Source organism: Singulisphaera rosea (assembly GCF_054877945.1).
Genome location: NZ_JBTYIP020000002.1, coordinates 802,976 through 824,183, shown reverse-complemented (window position 1 = coordinate 824,183; position 21,208 = coordinate 802,976). Strand labels below are relative to the sequence as shown.

Sequence of the window (21,208 nt, the reverse complement as noted above, 5' to 3'; positions counted from 1 at the left end):
TGGTGGAGCTTCTCCAGGATCATTGGGAGCGTCTCCTGCCTCCCAACTCCATTCCACCCGGCTTCAAGCCCTTGTCGAGCAGGGGCGGGATTCTCTACTTTGTTTAGGGGCGGTCACGGATGAATCTATGAGGCGGGGGGTATTGTGAGCGGTACGCGAATCGCGAGCGTGTCGGGGCTTCGGGGGGTCGTCGGCGACGGCCTTGACCCGGCGGCCGTGGTCGAATTTGCGGCGGCTTATGCGTCGGGGTGCGCCCCCGGACCGATCGTGGTCGGCCATGATGGCCGCGTCTCCGCGCCCGTCTTCGTCCAGGCCGTCCTCGCGGGCGTGACGGCCACCGGTCACGATGCACTCCTCGTCGGGGCCACCGCCACGCCCACCATCGGGCGTCTGGTCCGAGACCAGGGGGCGGCCGGGGGGATCCAAATCTCGGCGTCGCACAACCCTCCCAAGTACAACGGCTTGAAGTTCTTCCAGCCCGAAGGGATGGTCCTCTCCCCCGCGGCGGGCCGGGCCGTCCTCGACCGGATCGCCCGCCGAGACTTCGGCTGGGCGGCCTGGGACGCGTTGGGCCGGGTCCGGACTCTCGAAGACCCCGACCACACGCACTTGAACCACGTCCTCAAGGTCGTGGACGTCCCGGCGATTCGCCGTCGCAAGTTCGTCGTCGTCCTCGACTCGTGCCATGGCGCGGGGGGCCGGCTCGGCTCGGCCTTGCTCCGTGCGCTGGGCTGCCACGTCGTGGCGCTTGGCGACCTCCCGGACGGTCGCTACGACCATCCCCCCGAGCCGACCGAGGCCAACCTGAAGGCATTCTCCGCGATCGTCCCGGCGACGGGGGCGGTGGTCGGGTTCGCGCAGGATCCCGACGCCGACCGGCTCGCACTCGTGGACGAGACGGGGCGTTACATCGGCGAGGAGTTGACCCTGGCCCTGGCGGCGTCGAGACGATTGGCCCAGGTGAAGGGGCCGGTCGTCCTGAACCTCTCGACGTCCAAGGTCACCGAGGATCTGGCGATTGCCCTCGGCTGCCCGGTCCATCGCACTCCGGTCGGTGAGATCCACGTCGTCGAGCGCATGAAGGCCGAGGGGGCCGTGCTGGGCGGCGAGGGGAACGGCGGGGTCATCGACCCTCGCATCGGCTTCGTGCGCGACAGTTTCATCGGCATGGCCCTGGTGCTCGACCTGCTCGCGGAGTCGGGCGAGCCGCTCTCCGCCCTCGTCGATCGGTTGCCGAAGTACGCCATGGTGAAGGATCAGTATCCATCGACCGCGGGCGGCAGTGCCGAGGCCGTCGGGATGCTCTGGGATAAGATCACGGCCGCTTACCCCGACGCGAAGGCCGATCGTCGCGACGGTCTGAGACTCGATTGGCCGGATCGTTGGGTCCATGTCCGGTCGAGCAATACCGAGCCGATCGTCCGCGTGATCGCCGAGTCGACGGACGCCGAGTCGGCTCGAGCCCTGGCCGACGCGATCGGCCAAGAAGTGACCGCGGGGGCGGGGCGATGAACTGGCCGAAGTTCGACCGCCCTCCCGCGGTCGCGTTCATCGACGTCGATGGGACGCTGCTTGCCCAGACCACGACGTTCCTGTTTGCACGGATCCTCCGGCGTCGAGGCCTGATCAAGCGTTCATTTGTCCTGAGGGCGCTCTACCACGGGCTCCAGCATCGGTTCGGCCGGCTCGACTACGGCCGCCTGATCGCCTTCGGCCTGCGAAGCATTGCCCGGATCCCGGTGGTCGAGCTTGAGGCGATCGCTCGCGATAACTTCGAGGAGTTCGTCCGCCCGAGGCTGTATGAGGGCGTGCAGGAACACATCGCCGAGCTCCGGTCCGCCGGCACGGCCGTTGTTCTCGTCTCGTCGTCGCCTGGAATCGTCATCGATCCGCTCGCGCGGTTTCTCGGCTGCATCGACACAATCACGACACCGGTCGTGATCGAACGCGGGAGGCTCGTCGGAATCGGTTCCGGTCCACCATGTTATGGCGAGGGCAAGCTCTATTGGGCCGAGCAGTGGTCGTCCAATCGAGGAATCTCGATGGACGATTCGGTTGCGTATGCGGATAATTGGAGCGACCGGGCGCTCTTGCAGCGCGTCGGCACGGCCGTCGTGGTACACCCTCATCGGAAGCTGAAACGGCTCGCAAGTCAGCGGGGGTGGCACATCGTCAGGCCTCGTCGGCCACGCGCCTCGACCCCGCACGATCGCCCTTGATGGTTGGACGGCCCGACGTGTGACCTCCTCCCATTCTCTTCGTGGGGCGATTTTCGCGGCGGAACGCGTCCGGTCAATGAGCAGACAGGGTCGGAGCCCGGGGTGTCCCACTCGGCACTGCTTCGACGATTTCGCGGGAGTTGACGTTCATGGCGTACGAAGCACTTCTCTCTCCCAAGGGGCAGAAAGCCCTGCGGGCCGGCCCGACGGCGATGGCCCTCGTCATCGGCCTGGCCGCGCTCACCGCGCACGCGACCGAGTCGGACTTGGTCCGCGACATCCAACGCTATTGCACGGTCTGCTGGCGGAACGCGCGTCTCGACCCGGGCCTCTGGGATGATTGCACCCAGGAGGTCTGCTGCCGGCTCCTCGGCAAGGCCCGTGCCGGTCAACTCGACCTCAACCTCGTCCTCGCCGACGACACCCACGAGCGTCGCGAACTTGTCAGGGCGATCGACATGGTCCGCAAGCGCGTCCAGCGCTCGAAGCGGTATCAACCTCTCGACGACCAGTTGACCCCGGACCGCGACCTCGATCAACGCCAGCGCGATCAGCAAGAGTTGGGAGAGATCCTCGAGAACGCCAGGCGAGCCGTCCTGACCGACCGGCAGGACCGGATCGTCGAACTCTGGACGCGAGGCTGGACCGTCCCCGAGATCAGTGAAGCCATGACGCTCCCCGTTGCCCGCGTCAGCGACGAGAAATACAAGGCCCTCCGCAAGCTCGAGCGACACCTCGCCGGGCGTCGCGACGAGCTCGACCTCGGCCACGGGGCGACTCAGCCCGTCGAGGAGCGCCGGGTGGGCTGAATCCCTCGAAGACTCCGCCCGGCGAACCTGGAGGTCAATCCCTCGACCGCCCGAGCCGCTCCGGAGTCGTTCGTCGCGGATCAGTCCAAAGCCCTGATGGCCTCGAGGACGGCGTCCGAATGGCCGTCCACCTTGACTTTCGGATAGACCTTCCGGATCACCCCCTCGCGGTCGATCAGGAAGGTCGATCGCACGACGCCCATACTCTTCCGGCCATACATGTTCTTCTCTTGCCAGACCCCATAGGCTTCGCAAACCCGGTGGTCGGTGTCGGCGACGAGCGTGAAAGGTAGGTCGAACTTCTCGGCGAATTTCTTGTGTGATGCCGCATCGTCGGGGCTGACTCCGATCACCTTGGCTCCGGCGTTTTCGTAGTCGGTTCTCGCGTCACGGAACGCACACGCCTCGGTGGTGCAGCCGGGGGTATCGTCCTTCGGGTAGAAGTAGAGGACGACCTTCGTCCCTCTCAGCGCCGAGAGGGTGGTCGAAGCCCCGTGCTGGTCGGACAAGGTGAAGTCGGGCGCAGGGTGTCCGGGTTCGAGCATCCTTCTGTCCTCCATCGTCGGCAAGGTTGAGGTCTTGGACGAGGGAGTCGCCGACGCTCGCCTCGCGTATTGTTGTAGGGTCGTCGGGGCAATTCGGTAAGTCGGGTCTTTCGGCGAGCCTCGTCCGGAACTGACTACTTGGCGGAGACGTGAGTATGGGGACGATCGAAATCTTCGATCATACCGCCGACGTCGGGTTTCGGATCCGAGGCGACGACTGGGACGACCTGTTCCGGACGGCCGCCGAAGGGGTCTTCGACTATATCGTGGTCAACCGCGAAGCGGTGGAACCCCGAGAGTCGGTGGCGATCGCCCTGTCGGCGGATGAGCCTGTCGAATTGCTCGCCACTTGGCTGAATGAACTGATCTTCCTCAGCGAGAGCCGGCATCGACTCTTTTCGCGTTTCGAGGTCAGGGTGGACGAGTCGGGGACAAACCTCCGGGCCGAGGTTCGGGGAGAGGCGATCGATCGCGATCGGCACATCCTCGACCATGAGGTCAAGGCCGTCACTCGCCACGCGATGAGCATCCGTCCGGATGAGGCAGGTTGGCTCGCGGAGTTGATTCTCGATATTTGATCGCGGGATGAATCCGTTCCTTCCGCCAGCACTCACCTGCGACTTGGCACCATCAGCGTCGCGACGACGCTTCTTTCGGGCGGTGGAGGTGGTTGCGAACGTCGCCGAAGAGTCCCAGCTTGATCGGGAAGTGGGGACGGCCAGGGGCGGATCGGGCGAGGTCGACCCGGTCTCGACGCCGCTTGCGGAGGTTGGGCGCTTCTTTCAAGGCGTCGAGCTTGCCGAGCAGGAAAGGGCGGGCCCGACCTCGGGCCAGCCGCCAGGCTCCCTGGGCAAAGACGAACGCCAGGTGCGGGATCAGGGCGGCGAGGAGCCAGGGGGTGGGCAAGTCGGTCCAGAAGAGGAACTCGGCGTTCCGCGACATCCGGCGCTGAAGGGCAGGGCGGCCGTGGTCATAGCTCGCCGAGACCTCATGAAGGATCCGGCAGGCCGGGGCGAAGACGCACGCATAGCCCCCCCAGCGGAGCCGGAAGGCGAGGTCGACATCCTCGTAATACGAGCCGAATGACGGGTCGAAGGCCCCCACGCTCCGCAACGCCTCGGCGCGGTAGAACGCGCTCGAACCGCTAGCTCCGAAGACGCGGCCACCGGGATGATCCTCCCAGTCTCGGGTCGGCTGCCCGTGCCCACGTTTGCTCGGCCACCCCACGATCGCATACGTATCCCCCGCCGAATCCACGCGAGACGGGTCGGATCGGACGAGGACCAGAGGGGCCACGGATCCGACCGTCGACGCGTCGAACGGGGCGAGTCCGGCCTCGATCCAGCCGGCGGTGACTTCCGTGTCATTGTTCAAAAGCTGGATGTATTCGCCCCGAGCCGCGGCAATCCCCGCGTTGGCCGCCGCGCAAAAGCCCCCGTTACGCTCCAGACGCACGAGCTTGACGTCGGGATGGGCGTCCCCGAGCCAGGTCACCGTGTCGTCCGTCGACGCGTCGTCCGCGACGATCACCTCGATGGAGATCCCCAGGGGTCGATGGCGTGCGACGCTGGCGAGGCAGATCTCGAGGAGGTGACGGCCGTTGTAGGTGGGGATGACGACCGAGCAGACGGGGCGAGGGCTCAAGGCTCGGGCCTCCGCTTGGGCCCGCCGTTCCAGGAGATTTTGCCCCAGACGACGTGTTGGACCGTCATCAGCAGGACTCGGAAATCGAGCCAGAACGACCAGCGCTGGATGTAGTCGAGGTCGTACTGGACCCGTTTGCGGAGCGAGGTCCGTCCGCGCCAGCCGTGGACCTGGGCCCAGCCCGTCATGCCGCCGGGGACCGCGTGGCGGAGGTCGTAGTCGGGGACGGTCTCTCGGAACTGGTCGACGAAGATCGGCCGTTCCGGGCGGGGGCCGACGAGGCTCATCTCCCCTTTGAACACGTTGAAGAGCTGGGGGAGCTCGTCGATGTTGGTCTTCCGGAGCCAGGTCCCGATCTTGGTACAGCGAGTGTCCTGGCCCGAGGCCCAGATCGGCCCGGTCGCCCCCTCGGCGTCGTTCCTCATGCTCCGGAACTTGATGATCCGGAAGATTCGGCCCCTCTGGCCGATCCGCTCCTGCGAGTAGAAGACGGGACGTCCCGTGGTCGCCATGATGGCCAACGAGACGCCGGCGAAGAGGGGGGCGAGCAGGAGCAGGCCGAAGCCCGAGGCGGCGACGTCGACCAGTCGCTTGCCGAACCGGCTCCAGCGGAGGGGCCAAGAGGGGTGGTCCGCACCGAAGGGGGTGTCGGTGGGGGCGTCGACCGCGATGGCGCCGTCGCGGGTGACCCAGTGGACGGTGACCTGTCTCTGGCCGAGTCGAGAGAGGCGGGACTTGAGGCGGGAGGCGGGGCGGCCGGAGAGGGCGACGACGATGTGCGTCGCCTTCGAGCGGTCGACGAACTCCCCGAGCCGGTCGATCCCGCCGAGGACGGGGACGGGGTTGGTCCGGGGGTGGAAGGCCAGTTGGCGACGTCTCCCCGAACTCCCCGAGTGCCGAGGATGGGCGGCGTCGACGAAACCGACGATCGGGAGTCCGGTCCAAGGCCCATTCCCGAGGGTCCGGGCCAGTCGGCGGCTGTCCTTGCCGGCCCCGACGACGAGGACGCGCCCGGTGGCCGGTCGGCGGAGCGGCCGAATGTCTCCGGTCGATTCGAGAGGTTTATTCATGGGTTCCCAACCGATCCCTCGGTTTCGGGCTCAGGGACGAGTTCGAGGCCGAACCCGCAGGCGGGATGTCGCGAGGCGGACCCCCGGGCGAGCTGGCCGTCCATGGCGGCTGTCTCCGGTATTTCCCTCAAGCTCTTCCATCGGACGGACCGACGCTTTATTCCAGTCTTTTCGATAAACTGTAAGGGAGTTCCCCGGCGTAATCGTCCCCGGCAGCAGAGGTCGCTCGCGTGCAACGAACTCGTCACGACAACGCTCGCCGGCCTGAGGGGACATCCCCCCTCTTGACGATCGTGATCGTCAACTACAACGGTTGGCCCGACGTCTGCAGGCTTGTCGCGGGCCTGGTCGAGACTCCCGAAGTCTCGTCCGGAGCTTGCGAGGTCGTCGTCGTCGACAACGCGTCCCAGGACCCTGCACCGGTCGAGTTCGCGAGCTTCGGCCCCTCGGTCCGCCTGATCGCGCGACGCGACAACGGCGGCTTTGCCGTCGGCGTGAATACCGGCTGGCAGTCGACGACCAGTCCGTGGCTCCTCGTCCTCAACCCCGACGTCGTCGTCCCGGAAGGGCGACTCGGGGCGATCCTCGACCGCGTGGCCCGGTATGAAGACGATCCCGGGTCCGCACCCGGCATCGTCGGTTTCGGCCTCCGGAACGCCGACAACTCGCCCCAACCCTCCGTGGGGGGCTTCCCCAGCCTGACCAGGACCGTTCGGGAGCAGTTGATACCCCGAAACCGTCGGAAATACCAGCCCGGTTGGCGCGTCTCCGCCGGCCCGGTCGATTGGGTTACCGGGGCCTGCGTCCTCGTGAACGCGAGGCTCCTTTCGGTCCTCGGCGGGATGGATGAGGACTTCTTCCTCTACCACGAAGAAGTCGCCCTCTGTAAGTCGGCGCACGACCTCGGATGGCGGGTCGAGTACGACCCGGGCGTCGAGGTCGTCCACTTACATCCCTTGCAAAATCGGGCGATTTCCCCCAAGATGCGGGTCATCATCCGGCACAGCAAGCTTCTCTATTTTCGCAAGCATGTGCCGAATTGGCAGTTCCGCGCGTTGAACGTCGCGATCCTTGCGGAGGCGACGATTCGCGGGTGGTTGTCGGGCGTCCATGGGAAGGACGAAGACGTTCGGGCGTGGCGGTTGATCGCCGGGATCGCGCGGGCTTTCCGCGCGGGCGTCGAGCCCCGAGGGCGCGACGTGTTAGCGCTGGCCGAGTCGGTGGCCTCACACGGCCCCGCAGGCTCGGACGAGCCCCACCAGCCGACGGCGATCGGACCGGCAGGGAAGCGGCGAGGGGCACCTCACGGTGCCTTTCCAACCACGAAAGGATAGACCGGCGTGTCGCTGATACAGCATGGAATCCGCGTCGGATTGTTGATGATCGCCGCGGCGGTTCTCTTCGTCTGGGTGGACTATCACTCCGAGGTTACGTTCGCCGACGGCCTTCGCTACATCGGCCAGGCGCAGCGGATCGAGCAAGGCGCCTGGTCCGACGGGCTGCTCAAGTCGGTCGACCACCCGCTCCATCCGATGGCGATCGCGGCGGCCCATCGCCTCCTCGGCGGCGAAGGGCCCGTCTCCTGGCAGCAGGCGGCCCAGTTCGTCTCGATCGTGGGCTGCGTGCTCCTGGTGATCCCGCTCTACCTCGTCGGCCTCGAGGTCTACGGCACCACCACGGCCTGGGTGGGATGCCTCCTCTTCCTCGGCAAGCCGCTCATGGGTTATGTCTCCGTCAATGTGTTGAGCGAGACGACCTTCCTCCTCTTCTGGACCTGGGGGCTCTGGGCCGGGATCCGCTTCCTCCGCGAAGGGCGATTCGTCTGGCTCCCATTGACGATCGGGTTCGGAGCGCTCGCCTATCTCGCACGTCCCGAAGGAATGCTCCTGCCACTCGCCCTGATCGTGACCCTCTTGCTCCTGCCGCTGCACTGGACGACACGGATCTACTGGCCCCGTTGGTGGGCTGCGGTCGCGTTCCTCGTGCTCGGGCCGATCCTCCTCGTCGCCCCGTACATGGCGATGAAGGGGGGCGTCGCGACCAAGCCGTCCGTCGCTCGGTTACTCGGCCTCGCCCCGAAGGCCGATGCGGATGCACTCGAACGAGACAAGCCGCTGCCTAAGGACCAGTCGGCCCTGGAGACCTACCGTCAGGCGGCCCAGCGCTCGCTGAAGATCCTCCGGGCCTCGGTCTCGACGTATTTGCTCCCTCTCGTCGTGGTGGGGCTCGTGACGGTTCGTCCCTGGTCGTCCCGGGCGCGGATCTGGCTATTCACCGGCTTGATCCTGACGGCCTCGGCCGCGGGGTTGATTCGGCTCTATGCCACGACGGGCTACAGCACGCTCCGCTACGGGCTCGTACCCGGGATGCTCCTGACCCTGGCGGCGGCGAACGGCCTGGCGTGGATGATGCAGTCGATCGTGATCCCCGGCCGATGGCTGGGACGAGGCGAGGAGCGATTCCACCTTGGTCCTGCGGTCTGGGCCGTCATCCTGGCGTGCCTGATCGCGATCCCGCACGTCCACGCGATGACCCCGTTCGCCAACAGCTTCACCTCGTATCGAAGCGCCGGCGAGTGGATCGCGCAAACCAAGTCGCATGATCACGGCAAGGTCCTCGACCTGACCGACTGGTCGCTCTACTTCAGCGAGCAGCCCGGCTTCAAATTCAACGAGGTCTACTGGGGCGTGATCGACCCCAACACCCGTTGGGTCGTCGTCCGAGATGCCCACATCAACGGCCACGGTCGGTACAGCGACGTGATCCGGAAGTTCGTCGCCGGCTACGAGCCGGTGGCTCTCTTCCCTCCCCATCCCACGTCCAGGCAGGTCCAGATTAGGATCTACGATCGTCGGGCCCCGAAGACGGCTTCGCTCGTCGGCAAGACGCGGGACACTGGAAAAGACCGGACGACCGGTAAGGTCACGCGCTAATCGCCCCGAAGCCCCTCGGCCCGGGGAAGGTCGAGGGGCCGGTCCGTAGTTCCGGCGGCGACGCCGCCGCCGGTCGGTTGGGTAGACTTCGAGATCTTCGGCCAAAGGAGGGCACGCTCGATGCGGGTTGCCTGGTTCACGCACCGCTATTACCCCTGTGTCGGCGGCGCCGAGAATTACGGCCGGGCGATGGTCAGGCGCTTCGTCGCGGCCGGGCACGAGGTGGACGTCCTCACGAGCAACGCGCACGACCTCTGGTACTTCACCGACGGCAGCCGCCGACGAGTCGACGCGCCGAGCGAGTCGCGCGTCGACGGCGCCCGGGTTCGTCGCTTCCCGGTCCACCACTACCCGCTCCAGCGCTATGTCCGCCGGCTCCTAAGCTACGCTCCTCACTGGCCGACCAGGTGCCGGGTCGCCTCGTATATGCCGGTCCTCCCCGGGATCGAAGAGGTGCGCGGCGAGTACGACGCCGTTTTCGCGGTCGGTTTCCCGTACACGAACTTCTCGTACGCTGCCCTCAAGACGGCGCGTGCGGCGGGGGCGCCGTTGATCCTGACCCCGTTCCTCCATCTGGCGACTCCCGGCGACCCGGTGAATCGCAACTACACGAAGCCCCACCAGGTCCGGCTCCTGGCCGAGTCCGACGTGGTCGTCGTCCAAACGGAGCTCGAGGCGAAGGCCGTCGAGGATTGGAATATCCCCCGTCCCCGAATCTTGAAGCTGGGGATGGCCGTCGAGCACGCCGAGGTGATCGGCGGCAGCCGGACGCTTTTACGCGAGCGCTTCGGCATCCCGGCCGGGAGAGCCGTGATCGGCCACCTCGCGACGCTCGACCCGAACAAGGGGAGCAACGACCTGGTCCTCGCGGTCGCTCGGATCAATGAATCTCGTCCCAATGCGCCTGTTCATTTGGTGATGGCCGGGCCGAGCTCGCCGTGCTTCGAGCGGTTCCTCGCCGAATTCCCGGGCGGGACTCCTCCCTGGTTGACGATCCTGGGACCTTTGCCGACCGACCAACGGGCCGACTTCTTCGCCGCGATCGACATCTTCTCGATGCCGTCGCGGACCGACTCGTTCGGGATCGTCTTCCTCGAAGCCTGGGCGAATCGCCTCCCGGTCGTCGCGGCCGACGCCGGCGGAGTCCCCGAGGTCGTCGACCACGAGAAGACGGGGCTCCTCGTCCCGTTCGGAGACCTCGGCCGGCTCGAAGCGGCCCTCGAGCGGTTGCTCGACTCGCCGGTCGACGCCGAGCGTCTCGGGCTTGCGGGCTTCAACCTCGTTCAGAAGGGCTACACCTGGGACGACCGCTTCGCCACGCTGCTCGCCAGGACGGAAGGGGCGATGGGCCGGAAGATCCTGAGTGCGTCAGGGTGGTTCGCCCGGATCGCCGGTTGAACGATTCCGCCCAAACGGCTGAAACCCGACCCTGAAGAAAGAGCCGGGTTTTGGCCGGAGCTTGCTCAGTCTTCTCGCTTCATCGTGATGACCGCATAGCGGCAGAAGCGTCCCAGGGCCGGGACCGTTGAGAGCAGGAGCGAGTCGCAGCGTTCGAGCCCCGCGACCACGCCGCCGCGCGACTTGAAGACGCGTCGCACCATCGAGAGCAACTGATATCCGCGGACCTCGAGGTCGGGGAAGGCCTGACGCAACTGCTGGGTCTGCCACGTCCGCAGCGGCTGCTCGTCGGGAGTGCGCTCCTTCCCCGGATAGGGGAGGCTCGACCGGGCCCAATTCAGCACCGGGTTGTCGCCCCAGGGCTCGCAGAAGACGGCGACGCCTCCAGGTCGCAAGACCCGGCGTAGTTCTCGACCTGCGACTTCCAGGTCGAGGTGGTGCAGGATCGCGTTGCCCCAGATGCCGTCGAAGCTTTCGTCCGCGAAGGGCAGGTGCTCGCCGTCCGCCTGGACGAAGTGGATGCCGACGCCGTTGGCCTGGGCACGCCTGCGGGCCTCGCGGAGGTAGCCTCCCGAGAGGTCGAAGCCGGTGACCTTGGCTCCCTGTCGTGCGAGGACCACGGCGGCCATGCCGTGCCCGCAGCCGTAGTCGAGGATTTGCGCACCGCGTAGGTGGCCGAGCTGACTGATGGCGGGGCGGATCCAGCTCTCGTGGTCCAGGTACGTCGCGTCCTCGAACGTGAGGTCGCTCTGGTGGTGGGCGAACCGGGCCGCCCGTTGTCGGGCTTGGCGGTCGTGGAAATCCTTCTCACTGGTGAGGCGGTCGCTCACCTGCATGGCGCTACTCCTCCCGTCCCGATCGGCGATCGACCGGACCACGCATCCTTGCCGGACGATGCAAGGTCTCTTAACAAAAATCAGGGACGACGACCAGGCAGAATCGGAAACCGACTTGATGGTCGTCGATGGAATGGCTTTTCGGCCGATCCACGCCCCCGAGCCCCGAAAATCCCCGATTTTTTTACACATGACTTGCTTTTTGATCGCATAGGCCGCAATGTTAAACAAAAGGTCGACGTCGAGGACAACCCGGCTCGAGACTGGCTCGGGTGTTGTCTCGACGGGTTCGGCCACTCGCCATCCGCAAGCTCCCTCCATTGTGCGCGGGAATTGTCGCAACCCCGGGCCGGGCCGCTCGGACGAGCTCGGTCTTCGAGGATTTCCCGCCGCCCGCGACCCTTGTCGAGACGAGTCGATTCCCATGCGCATTGCCAACCTCCTCGGGCTCGTACCGGTATTGCTGGTGATCTCCTCGAGCCTCACCTCGGCAGCAGAGGGGGCCCCGAAGACCCTCGAGATATACCCGCCGAAGGTCCGGCTCTTCGGGCCGGGGTCGACCCAGCGGCTCGTAGTCATCGGCGTAGGTGGCGATGGCACACGGCTGGATTCGACCGTCAAGGCCCGGTTCTCCTCCAACGCGGCCGCTGTCGTGAGCACCGATCCTGGCGGGATCCTACGGGCCATCGGCGACGGGACGGCCGAGGTGGTCATCCTGGTGGACTCGGCCGAGGCGAAGGTCGCCGTCGAGGTGAAAGGGGCGTCAGCCCCGCGGGCGATCAGCTTTCGGCACGGGGTCGAGCCCGTGCTCACGAAGCTCGGTTGCAACCAGGGGGCCTGTCACGGCTCCCAGCACGGTAAAGGAGGGTTCAAACTCTCGCTCCTCGGGTTCGAGGCCGAGCCCGACCACACCGCGATCGTCAAGAGCGCGGAGGGGAGGCGAGTGACCCCGTTTGCCCCCGAGGAGAGCCTTTTGCTCCTCAAGCCGACCCTGGGCGTCGCGCATGTCGGCGGCAAGCGGATGGACGTCGACTCGCCCGATTACGGGCTCGTCCGGGATTGGCTGGAGCAGGGGGCGCCGGGCCCGATCAAGGATGAAGCCTCGATCACCGCGGTGAAAGTGCTCCCGGAACATCGGCGGATGGAACCGGGGCAGTCGCAGCAGCTGGTCGTCTTGGCGACCTTGAGCGACGGGACCGAGCGCGACGTGACCGGCCAGGCGAAGTTCGACACCTTGAATGAAGGGGTTGCGAAGGTCGACCCGACGGGGCTTGCGAATACGCTCGGGCAGGGCGAGACCAACATCATGGTCCGCTACCAGGGGCACGCCTCCATGGCGAGGCTCACCGTCCCGTACTCGGACCCGAAGCCCTTCGAGTTCCCGGCCCGGACCGCCCTCGACGACAAGGCCGCCGCCAAGTGGCGCGAGCTCGGCCTCGTCCCCGCGGGTCTTTGTACGGACGCCGAGTTCCTCCGTCGCGCGATGCTCGACACGATCGGGACCACGCCGACTTCGAGCGAGATCGATGACTTCCTCGCGGATCGCGACCCCGAGAAGCGCTCCAAGCTCGTCGATCGCTTGCTGGAACGCCCCGAGTACGTCGATTTCTGGGCGCTGAAATGGGGAGACATCCTGCGGATCAACTCCGAGAAGCTCGGGGCGCAGGGGATGCTCGCGTTCAACCTCTGGCTCCGCGAGGCCTTCCGCACGAACAAGCCGGTTAGTCGTATGGTCGACGAGCTCGTGACCGCGCAAGGGTCGATCTTCACGAACGGCCCGGCCAACTATTTCCGAGTCGCGAGCGGCCCCGACGACCTCGCCGAGACCACCGCCCAGGTTTTCATGGGCGTCCGACTCCAGTGTGCCAAGTGCCACCACCACCCGTTCGAGGCCTACGGTCAAGACGATTACTACGGCCTCGCCGCGTACTTCGCCCGGGTCCGCACCAAGTCGAGCCAGGAGTTCGGCATCTTCGGCGGCGAGAGCGTGATTTTCGTAGCCAACTCGGGGGAGGTTAACCAGCCGAGGACGGGCAAGACGATGACCCCTACGCCCCTCGGCGACGCCCCGGCCGACGACCCGGTCGACCGCCGTCGGGCCCTCGCTCGATGGCTGACGGGCCCCAAGAACCCCTGGTTCGCGCGAAACGTCGTCAACCGGTATTGGGGCTACCTGATGGGGCGAGGGCTCGTCAACCCGATCGACGACCTCCGCGAGACGAACCCGCCGACGAATCCCGAGCTGCTCGACGCCCTCGTCCAGGAGTTCGTCGCCGGGAAGTTCGACCTGAAGCACCTCCTCCGGACGGTCCTCAACAGCCGAGTCTATCAGCTCAGCTCGTCACCAACGCCCGACAACCGGCTCGATACGACGTTCTTCTCGCACTATCGGCTCAAGCGTCTTACGGCCGAGCAGTTGCTCGACGCGATCAACGCGGCGACCGCCACGTTCGAGAAGTTCGCCAAGCGACCCGCCGGGACGCGGGCGATCTCCCTCCCGGACACGACCTACCCCTCGTACTTCCTCGACACCTTCGGTCGCCCCTTGCGAGCGGTGGCTTGCGAGTGCGAACGCTCGACCGACCCGAATCTCAGCCAGGCCTTGAACCTGATGAACGGCGACATCGTCAATCGCAAAGTCGCCCAGCCCGACGGTCGGCTCAATACGCTCCTCCGCGACCCGAAGTTGACGGACGAGACGCTCGTGCGGACCCTCTACATCGTGACCTTCAATCGGCCCGCCACCGACGCCGAGATCGCCGCCGCGAAGTCGTTGATTGCCGATGCCCCGAGCCGAGCCCTCGGGGCCCAGGACCTCTTCTGGGGCCTGCTGAACTCCAAGGAATTTCTGTTCAATCATTGAAATGAACGGAATGGGGCCGATGTCGGCTCGAGACCGGGGACCTGGCATGACGCGACGGACTTGGGCCGGCGGGCTGCTCGCCCTCTTCAGCGTAATGACGATGGCGGCGGCCGAGGAGCCGCCGACCTATGAGCGGGAACTCAAGCCGTTCTTCGCGAAGCGGTGCACGGCCTGCCATAACGCGAAGAAAGTCGGCAACGTCGACGTCTCCGGCGGTCTCGCGCTCGACACCTACGAAGCCGTCACCGGTGTCGCCAACAACCATAAGGTCGTCGTCCCTGGGAAGGCTTCGGAGAGTGAGCTGTTTCGCCGCCTCGTCGAGGGCGACGAGGACAAGCGTATGCCGATGTCCGAGAAACCCCTGGCCCCGGCCCAGCAGGACCTCGTTAGGCGCTGGATCGAGGCAGGAGTTCCTCGAGGCGAGCCCGTTGCCGAGCTTCCGAAGGCCTCGACCCGTCCGGCACGCCGATTCGTGCGATCGCTCGATGTCCGCCTGCCTACCGAGGCGAAGGTCCCCGCAGACCTCGAGAAGCTCGGGGTGAAGGGGGCCATCGAGCTTTCGCTCAAGGTCGGCCCTTTGCCGGCGGTCTCCTCGTTGGCCTTCCGCGGCGACGGGCGGCTCCTCGCCGTCGGTACGTACGGGGCGGTCGTGCTCTGGGATCTCTTCGACGCACGCCCCGCGCTCATCTTGAACGACCTCCCGGGTCCCGTGCATGCCCTCGTCTTCACCCGAGACGGGCGGAGGCTTGCGGTCGGTTCGGGCCTCCCGGCTCGCTCGGGTTCGGTCCGCGTTTACGATGTCCCCGGTGGCACGCTGATCCACGATTTCGAGGGGCACGACGACGTCGTCTTCGGCCTCGCCTTCCGACCCGACGGCGCCCAGCTCGCCTCCGCGTCGTTCGACCAATCCGTCCGGCTCTGGGATCTGGGACGGGATCGAGCCTCGGGCCGATTCCAGGGCCACTCGGACTTCGTCTACGACCTCGCCTACACCCCCGACGGCCGTTCGCTCCTGAGCGTGAGCAAGGACCGCACGATCAAGCGAATCGACGTCGAGACCCAGAAGGAAACACGGACCTATAGCGGCTACAACGACGACGTCTTAGCTCTGGCGATCCAGCCGGGTGGTGCGAAATTCGTGACCTCGGGGCATGAGCCTCAGCTCCGCTGGTGGGCCATCGACGCCGAGGCCCCGGACCTCCAAGCCGGAGGGCATGGTGGCCCCGTCCATCAACTCGCCTTCAGTGGAAACGGAGGCCGCCTGATCTCGGCCGGAGGGGACGGGTCGGTCCGGATCTGGGACGGCAAGTCGGGGGCGTTCTTGCGCAGTCTCGCGGGGCCCACCGAGTGGCAATACACCGCCACGATCTCCTTCGACGCCCGAGTCGCGGCGGCCGGGGGCTGGGACGGCCTGGTTCGCGTCTGGGAGGTCGAGTCGGGGACGTTGCTCGCGACCCTCCTCCAGCCACCGTCCGACTCGGGTCGTGTCGAGTGGCTCGCAATGGCGCCGAGCGGCTCATACGCTTCGTCTCCGGGGCTCATCCCTCTCTTCCGTTGGCGAGCCGGGGGGACGGATGCCTCCCGGGACGTGCTTGTTCCTCTCTTCGCGAAACCGGAGGACGTGGCCGGGTCGTTGCGAAGGGCGTCTCCCGAGCTGTCCGCCAAGCCGTAGTCCAGGACGAACCCTCTTCCCCGGTCTCCGAGAGACCCTCACCGAGGTATCCTACGATGCGACGGACGATTTCGATCCTGGCCGTGATCGTGGCCGTCTTGCTCGCCTCGGCGACGTCCCGAGCACAGACCTCGTATCCGATGTTGAACCGGATCGAGCCGACGGCCGCCCAGCGCGGCCATTCGATCGAGGTCGAGATCGGTGGTGACGGCAACGTCACCGGGGCCACGCAACTCCTCTGCGAAACTCCACTCGTCCGAGGGGAGATCCTCGAGGCGGGCAGCGCCGAGGTCCCGCAAGGGAAGGGTAAGCGCCGAGGCGGGCCCGACGTCCACGTCCGACTCACGGTCGCTCCCGATGCGCCCCTCGGGCCCTGCGAGGTCAGGCTCGTCACGCCCCGAGGGATTTCCTCGGTCGGGCTTGTGGTCGTGGTCGACGACCCGGTTGTCCCCGAGGCCGACGACTCGGCGAACGACCAGGCTAGGGGTGCTCAGCGGATCACGCTACCCGCGGTGATCTCGGGGGCTGTCGGCAAGCTGGAAGACGTGGACTGGTATCGGTTCCACGCCGAGGCCGGGCAGTGGATCACCTTCAGCGTCCGGGCCAACCGCCTCGAGGACAAGATCCACGACCTCCAGGCCCACTTCGATCCGATCCTCGCGATCCACGACGCCAGCGGCCGCGAGATCGCCGTCGACGACAATCACGACTTCGCCGACCCCCGGTTTTCCTTCCCGTTCAAAGAAGCCGGAGACTATTCCCTCCAGATCCGAGACACGGGCTACGCCGGCAACCGGAACTGGACCTACGTCCTCCAGGTGACGGGGGGGCCGGCCGCCACTTCCGTCTTCCCGATGGCCGTCAACCCGGGGGTGAAGGCGGCGTTGAGCGGGCGTGGAGTCAATTTCGATCCGGCCCAGCCGATCACGGTCGACGTCCCGGCGGGGATGACTCCGGGCCCCCATCCGTTCGCACTCTCGACGGCGAAAGGGGCCACGCCGGCGTTCCCCCTGGTCGTCACGCCCCTCCCGCTGGTCACGGAATCCGGCGATGCCCCGGGCTCGCTCCCGTCGCAGACGATCAGCTTCCCCTCGGCCCTCTCGGGCCGCCTCGGCGAGCCGAACGACATCGACGGGTATCGTATCGAGGCGAAGAAGGGGAAGAGTTACCGCTTCGACGTCGTCGCGCGTCGGGCGGGCCTGGCCACCGATCCCGTCCTCCGTGTCCTCGATGCGAAAGGGGCGACACTCGCCGAAGCCGACGACGGTCCAGTCAGCAAGGACCCGACCCTGGAATGGATCGCGCCCGCCGACGGGCCCTTCACGCTCCAGGTTTCCGACCTTCATAGTCGGGGCGGCGAGGAATTCGGCTATGTCCTCCAGGTCGAGGAGGCGACGCCGGACTTCACCCTGACCTGCGACCCCGACAAGATCAACCTCGGGCCCGGCGGCCGCGTGCCGATGTTCGTCCGGGTCGTCCGACGGGCCGGGTTCGGGGGCCCCGTGACACTCCGCTGGGACAGCCTACCGTCGGGCGTCTCGGCCTCGCCGCTCACGATCCCCCCGAACATGACCCAGGGGGTGAGCGTGGTCTCGGCCTCGGCCGAGGCCAAGCCGGCGGCGTCGCTGATGGCGCTCTCGGGCGTCGCCGAAACACCGTCCGGCCCGCTCGTCCGCAAGCTCGAACCCACGCAAGAGATCTACATCCCGGGAGGCGGCCGGGGGGTCATGACCGTCGAGACCGCCGCGGTGGCCGTGACCACTCCTTCGGATATCCGCGTCGAGGCGACTCCTACAGAGCTGACACTTCAACCCGGCGGGACCGCGACCATCGACGTTGCCGTGACCCGACAGGCCGGATTCGACAAGGGCGTGAACCTCGCGCTCGCGTTCCAGCACCTCGGCCAGATCTACGCCGACCCGCTCCCCCCCGGTGTGACCGTGAAAGAATCCGCCAGCAAGACCCTCCTCGGCCCGGCCGAGACCTCGGGGAAAATCGTCCTCGAAGTCAAGCCCGACGCCCCGCCGTGCGTCAAGGTCCCGATCGCGGTCATGGGCCATGTCTCGATCAATTTTGTCGTCAAAACCTCATATTCAAGCGCTCCGATTTATCTGACGATCCCGCCCAAGCCGACGGTCGCCGGCGCCGCGAAGTAGTCGCCATCGAGCCGACTTCTCCGAAATATTTCGTCGATCGACAGGTCGTGATTTCCCGATCAATCGACGACTCGTCCATTGTTTTTCCGGTCAACCCGCCGTTAACCTGGATCGTCACCTTCTCGACATTTGCGGTGGTTCCATCCTCGATCATCGATCATCCGACCTTCGCCACACCCCTTCGGGGAACGGCCGAGGTGGGCGTCGAAGATGACCTTTAGCATCCATGGTGAGTCTTAGTTTCATAAGACCACGTGAGTCTGCTTACGATTCGACCGAGGCTGGTTGATTTTCGAAACGAATCCGGCCAACGAGGAATTCGGCAGGGGCGGCCGCGTCGCGGTGCCCTCGTCGCCGTTCCCGGAGTGCGCGAAGGATCCGAAAACGCGACCCGAGAAACACCAAGGATTGCACCTCCCATGGCTTCGACAGCACGATCGAGAGTGAGGGCAGCGTCCCCACGGAAGTCCCTTCGTCGCATCGAGCGTTGGCACCTCGAGACTCTCGAGGACCGGGCGCTCATGGCCACCGGGCCGTTCCCCGTCGGCGGCGACCCGATCGTCCATCCGGCGGACTTCCGGGTCACGACGTTCGCCAGCGGGCTGAACTACCCGCACGGGATGATGACGATGTCGGACGGCTCGATGCTCGTCGGGGTGAGCAATCCCGTCGCCGGCGACACGTCCTACTTCAACACCATCGGCCAGCTCCTGCGGTTCACCGACGCCGACGGCGATGGGGTCGCCGACGGGGCGGGCACGAGTGTGTATAACGGCCTGCCCGGCGAGGTGACCGCGGTCCACCAGGGCGGATCCTTCATCTTCGTGACGACCAGCGTGGCGGGTACGGAGCGGATCACCGTCCTCCACACCGGGGCGACCCCGGCCGACCAGTTGACCCTCGTCGGCAGCCTCAACTTCAACTTCCCAGCGAATTGGGAGCACACCACCTACGCCACGGCCATTCGGCCGACTCCCGGCCAGTCCGGCGACTTCGATCTGTTCTTCAACATCGGGTCCCAGTACAACGGTGTCGTCATCGGCAGCGACGGTCGCGTGACCCTCGACTCGAGCGGTAACCCCACCTATCAGCCGACCACCGGCACCGTCTCCACCAGCGGCTTGCTCACTGCGACCCTGAACGGCGACTCGATCTACAAGGTGACGGTCCACGACAACAGCGGCACCCCGGTCCTGTCGAACCTGACCCAGATCGCCTCCGGGCTCCGCAATGCCGCGAGCCTGGTCATCGACCCGAACACGGGCGACCTCTGGCTTGCCGACAACGGGATCGACGGGAACGAAGGTGGCAACGAGGCCTGGAGCACCGACGAGCTCGACAAGATCCCCGCCGCCCAGATCGGGGGGGCGATCGAGAACTTCGGCTTCCCCTACAGCTACACCAAGACCATCGACAAGCCGGGCGACCCCGTCACGGTCGTGAACCCGGGCCCGAACGTGGTCCAACCGATCATCGCCTATGAACCCCTCCCCGACTCGGTCCTGACCGCGGAGGGTTCGGAGAGTGAAGGGTCGTCGGGCATCGCGCTTTCTCCCGCGAACTTCCCGACCGGCCTGAACCACGGCGTTTTCGTCGGGTTCCACGGCCTGTTCGTCGAAGGGGGTCTCGTCAACGACGAGAACCCCTTCGTGTTCGCCAACCCGGCGACCGGCAAGTACTTCGACTTCATCTCGAACAACGAGGCGAACATCGGGCACCTCGACGAGGCCCTGTCGTCGGCCGACTCGCTCTTCATCGCCGACATCTCCTCGACGGGAAGCGTATTCGGCTCGAATGGGCCCGGCATGGGCGTCATCTACCAGATCAAGGCGGTCAACCACGCCCCTGTCGTCCAGTCGATCGTGGCCCAGACGGTCGCCCGCGACCAGACCCTCAACCTCAGGGTCGTCGCGACGGACCAGGATGCCGGCCAGACCCTGCAATACGCGCTCGGCTCCGGCGCCCCCGCCGGCGCCACGATCGACGCGAAGACCGGCCTGTTCTCCTGGACGCCCGACGCCTCGACGGCCCTGGGGTCTTATACGATTTCCGTGGTCGCGACCGACAGTGGCTCTCCGGCGCTCAGCGGAACGCAATCCTTCACGATCAACGTCCTGGCGGCCGCCGCGGTGAACCACGCGCCGGTGATCGCCGCGATCCCGAACCAGTCCGTCACTCAGAATCAGACATTGAGCCTCGCGATCGCGAGCTTCACCACCGATTCTGATACCCCAACCCAAACGCTCCGCTATGACCTGGGCGCCGATGCGCCCGCAGGCGTGAGCTTGAATTCGAGTACGGGAATCCTCACCTGGACTCCCTCGACCAGCGTTGCGGCCGGGACCTACGCGATCACGGTGAACGCCACCGACAATGGAACTCCGGTGAAGACCGGTTCGAGGACGTTCTTCGTCAAGGTCGCTGCCGTCACAATCCCCGTCGACATGGCCCCGGTCATCCAGTCCGTGCACACCCAGTTGACGTTCCGGGGATTCACGATCACCTTGAAGTTCTCGGCGGATCTCGACCCGGCGACTGCCACCAACGTGGATAATTACATCCTCCGCATGCCCGGCCGAGACCGGCGTTGGGGGACGGGCGACGACAAGATCGTTCCCGTGGTGGCAACTTACAACGCGTCCGACAGGACCGTGACGTTGACGACCGTGGGGCGGCTCAACCTGCTGATCTCACTCTTCACGCCCTTCCAACTGACCGTGATGGGCAACTCTCCCGGCAACGTCACCGGCGCGAACGGAAAGCTCCTCGACGGCAACCATGACGGGCAACCGGGCGGGAACTACTCGACGACCCTCTCGACGGGTGGATTCTTCTTCGGTCGTTCATCCCATGTCAAGAATTTCTTCCCGAGGTTCCGTCAGTCGGGACGGCACGTGAATGCCCTCGGCCTGTTCGTCCCCAACGGGCCCGAGACGTTCTTCAAGTCCAGGCATTCCCGGCCCTGAGTCGATCCCAGGGCGACCCCGACGACACCCGGGGTCGCCTTCGGGCCGCATTCCCGGTCTCACCAAGGAGGCGACCTGCTAAGCTAGACCTGGGAGG

At 66.2% G+C, this 21,208-nt stretch carries 15 protein-coding genes; 11 read left to right on the top strand and 4 right to left on the bottom strand.

The window, feature by feature from the left end; all coding sequences use genetic code 11:
• Positions 1-144 precede the first annotated feature (144 nt).
• The 3 genes from glmM to ACYOEI_RS06305 all read left to right on the top strand — a co-directional run bounded on the left by glmM (position 145) and on the right by ACYOEI_RS06305 (position 3,028).
• A complete protein-coding gene (gene glmM / locus ACYOEI_RS06315; protein WP_462848500.1) occupies positions 145-1,512 on the top strand; it encodes a phosphoglucosamine mutase in 1,368 nt (455 codons plus the stop codon).
• Positions 1,509-2,219, top strand: coding sequence for an HAD family hydrolase (locus ACYOEI_RS06310; protein WP_462848499.1), 711 nt, complete (start codon positions 1,509-1,511; stop codon positions 2,217-2,219). Before glmM ends, ACYOEI_RS06310 begins: the two co-directional genes overlap by 4 nt.
• 149 nt (positions 2,220-2,368) lie before the next feature.
• Complete coding sequence (locus ACYOEI_RS06305) at positions 2,369-3,028, top strand: sigma-70 RNA polymerase sigma factor region 4 domain-containing protein (protein ID WP_462848498.1); 660 nt, start codon at positions 2,369-2,371, stop codon at positions 3,026-3,028.
• An 80-nt stretch (positions 3,029-3,108) separates the two neighbouring features.
• Here the strand turns inward: ACYOEI_RS06305 and bcp are convergent, their stop codons facing one another.
• Positions 3,109-3,573 (bottom strand): thioredoxin-dependent thiol peroxidase, encoded by a 465-nt coding sequence (bcp, locus tag ACYOEI_RS06300; protein WP_462848497.1) that lies wholly within the window; start codon positions 3,571-3,573, stop codon positions 3,109-3,111.
• A gap of 155 nt (positions 3,574-3,728) precedes the next feature.
• Between bcp and ACYOEI_RS06295 the strand changes: the two genes are divergently transcribed.
• Complete coding sequence (locus ACYOEI_RS06295) at positions 3,729-4,151, top strand: archease (protein ID WP_462848496.1); 423 nt, start codon at positions 3,729-3,731, stop codon at positions 4,149-4,151.
• 52 nt (positions 4,152-4,203) lie between these two features.
• Here ACYOEI_RS06295 and ACYOEI_RS06290 read toward each other — a convergent pair whose 3' ends face one another.
• Together ACYOEI_RS06290 and ACYOEI_RS06285 are read right to left on the bottom strand one after the other, a co-directional pair.
• Positions 4,204-5,217 carry a glycosyltransferase family 2 protein gene (locus ACYOEI_RS06290; protein ID WP_462848494.1) on the bottom strand — a complete coding sequence of 338 codons (1,014 nt, stop codon included), beginning with the start codon at positions 5,215-5,217 and terminating at the stop codon, positions 4,204-4,206.
• Positions 5,214-6,287: a sugar transferase gene (locus ACYOEI_RS06285; protein WP_462848493.1), complete on the bottom strand. Its 1,074-nt coding sequence runs from the start codon at positions 6,285-6,287 to the stop codon at positions 5,214-5,216. Before ACYOEI_RS06285 ends, ACYOEI_RS06290 begins: the two co-directional genes overlap by 4 nt.
• A gap of 230 nt (positions 6,288-6,517) precedes the next feature.
• Here ACYOEI_RS06285 and ACYOEI_RS06280 point away from each other — a divergent pair, with 230 nt between their 5' ends.
• From ACYOEI_RS06280 to ACYOEI_RS06270, 3 genes are all read left to right on the top strand, one after another.
• Positions 6,518-7,621 (top strand): glycosyltransferase family 2 protein, encoded by a 1,104-nt coding sequence (locus ACYOEI_RS06280; protein WP_462848492.1) that lies wholly within the window; start codon positions 6,518-6,520, stop codon positions 7,619-7,621.
• A gap of 6 nt (positions 7,622-7,627) precedes the next feature.
• Positions 7,628-9,220 carry an ArnT family glycosyltransferase gene (locus ACYOEI_RS06275; RefSeq protein WP_462848491.1) on the top strand — a complete coding sequence of 531 codons (1,593 nt, stop codon included), beginning with the start codon at positions 7,628-7,630 and terminating at the stop codon, positions 9,218-9,220.
• Positions 9,221-9,340: 120 nt separating this feature from the next.
• A complete protein-coding gene (locus tag ACYOEI_RS06270) occupies positions 9,341-10,618 on the top strand; it encodes a glycosyltransferase family 4 protein (RefSeq protein WP_462848490.1) in 1,278 nt (425 codons plus the stop codon).
• Positions 10,619-10,683: 65 nt separating this feature from the next.
• Here ACYOEI_RS06270 and ACYOEI_RS06265 read toward each other — a convergent pair whose 3' ends face one another.
• Entirely contained in the window at positions 10,684-11,454 is a 771-nt protein-coding gene (locus ACYOEI_RS06265) for a class I SAM-dependent methyltransferase (RefSeq protein WP_462848489.1), read from the bottom strand.
• A 424-nt stretch (positions 11,455-11,878) separates the two neighbouring features.
• On the opposite strand from ACYOEI_RS06265, the gene ACYOEI_RS06260 reads away from it, so the two are divergent.
• The 4 genes from ACYOEI_RS06260 (at position 11,879) to ACYOEI_RS06245 (ending at position 21,111) form a co-directional block, all read left to right on the top strand.
• On the top strand, positions 11,879-14,317 hold the full coding sequence (locus tag ACYOEI_RS06260; protein ID WP_462848488.1) for a DUF1553 domain-containing protein: 2,439 nt from the start codon (positions 11,879-11,881) through the stop codon (positions 14,315-14,317).
• Positions 14,318-14,363: 46 nt separating this feature from the next.
• Positions 14,364-15,989: a c-type cytochrome domain-containing protein gene (locus ACYOEI_RS06255; protein ID WP_462848486.1), complete on the top strand. Its 1,626-nt coding sequence runs from the start codon at positions 14,364-14,366 to the stop codon at positions 15,987-15,989.
• Between the two features lie 56 nt (positions 15,990-16,045).
• Positions 16,046-18,145, top strand: coding sequence for a COG1470 family protein (locus ACYOEI_RS06250; protein ID WP_462848485.1), 2,100 nt, complete (start codon positions 16,046-16,048; stop codon positions 18,143-18,145).
• Between the two features lie 521 nt (positions 18,146-18,666).
• Positions 18,667-21,111, top strand: coding sequence for a putative Ig domain-containing protein (locus ACYOEI_RS06245; RefSeq protein ID WP_462848484.1), 2,445 nt, complete (start codon positions 18,667-18,669; stop codon positions 21,109-21,111).
• Positions 21,112-21,208: the final 97 nt, after the last annotated feature.

Bases quoted from the DNA above. Each gene is read 5' to 3' on its own strand.
- ACYOEI_RS06285 (WP_462848493.1), bottom strand. From the start codon at position 6,287: ATGAATAAACCTCTCGAATCGACCGGAGACATTCGGCCGCTCCGCCGA.
- ACYOEI_RS06250 (WP_462848485.1), top strand. From the start codon at position 16,046: ATGCGACGGACGATTTCGATCCTGGCCGTGATCGTGGCCGTCTTGCTC.
- ACYOEI_RS06305 (WP_462848498.1), top strand. From the start codon at position 2,369: ATGGCGTACGAAGCACTTCTCTCTCCCAAGGGGCAGAAAGCCCTGCGG.
- ACYOEI_RS06265 (WP_462848489.1), bottom strand. From the start codon at position 11,454: ATGCAGGTGAGCGACCGCCTCACCAGTGAGAAGGATTTCCACGACCGC.
- bcp (WP_462848497.1), bottom strand. From the start codon at position 3,573: ATGCTCGAACCCGGACACCCTGCGCCCGACTTCACCTTGTCCGACCAG.
- ACYOEI_RS06270 (WP_462848490.1), top strand. From the start codon at position 9,341: ATGCGGGTTGCCTGGTTCACGCACCGCTATTACCCCTGTGTCGGCGGC.
- ACYOEI_RS06310 (WP_462848499.1), top strand. From the start codon at position 1,509: ATGAACTGGCCGAAGTTCGACCGCCCTCCCGCGGTCGCGTTCATCGAC.
- ACYOEI_RS06295 (WP_462848496.1), top strand. From the start codon at position 3,729: ATGGGGACGATCGAAATCTTCGATCATACCGCCGACGTCGGGTTTCGG.
- ACYOEI_RS06245 (WP_462848484.1), top strand. From the start codon at position 18,667: ATGGCCACCGGGCCGTTCCCCGTCGGCGGCGACCCGATCGTCCATCCG.
- ACYOEI_RS06255 (WP_462848486.1), top strand. From the start codon at position 14,364: ATGACGCGACGGACTTGGGCCGGCGGGCTGCTCGCCCTCTTCAGCGTA.
- ACYOEI_RS06260 (WP_462848488.1), top strand. From the start codon at position 11,879: ATGCGCATTGCCAACCTCCTCGGGCTCGTACCGGTATTGCTGGTGATC.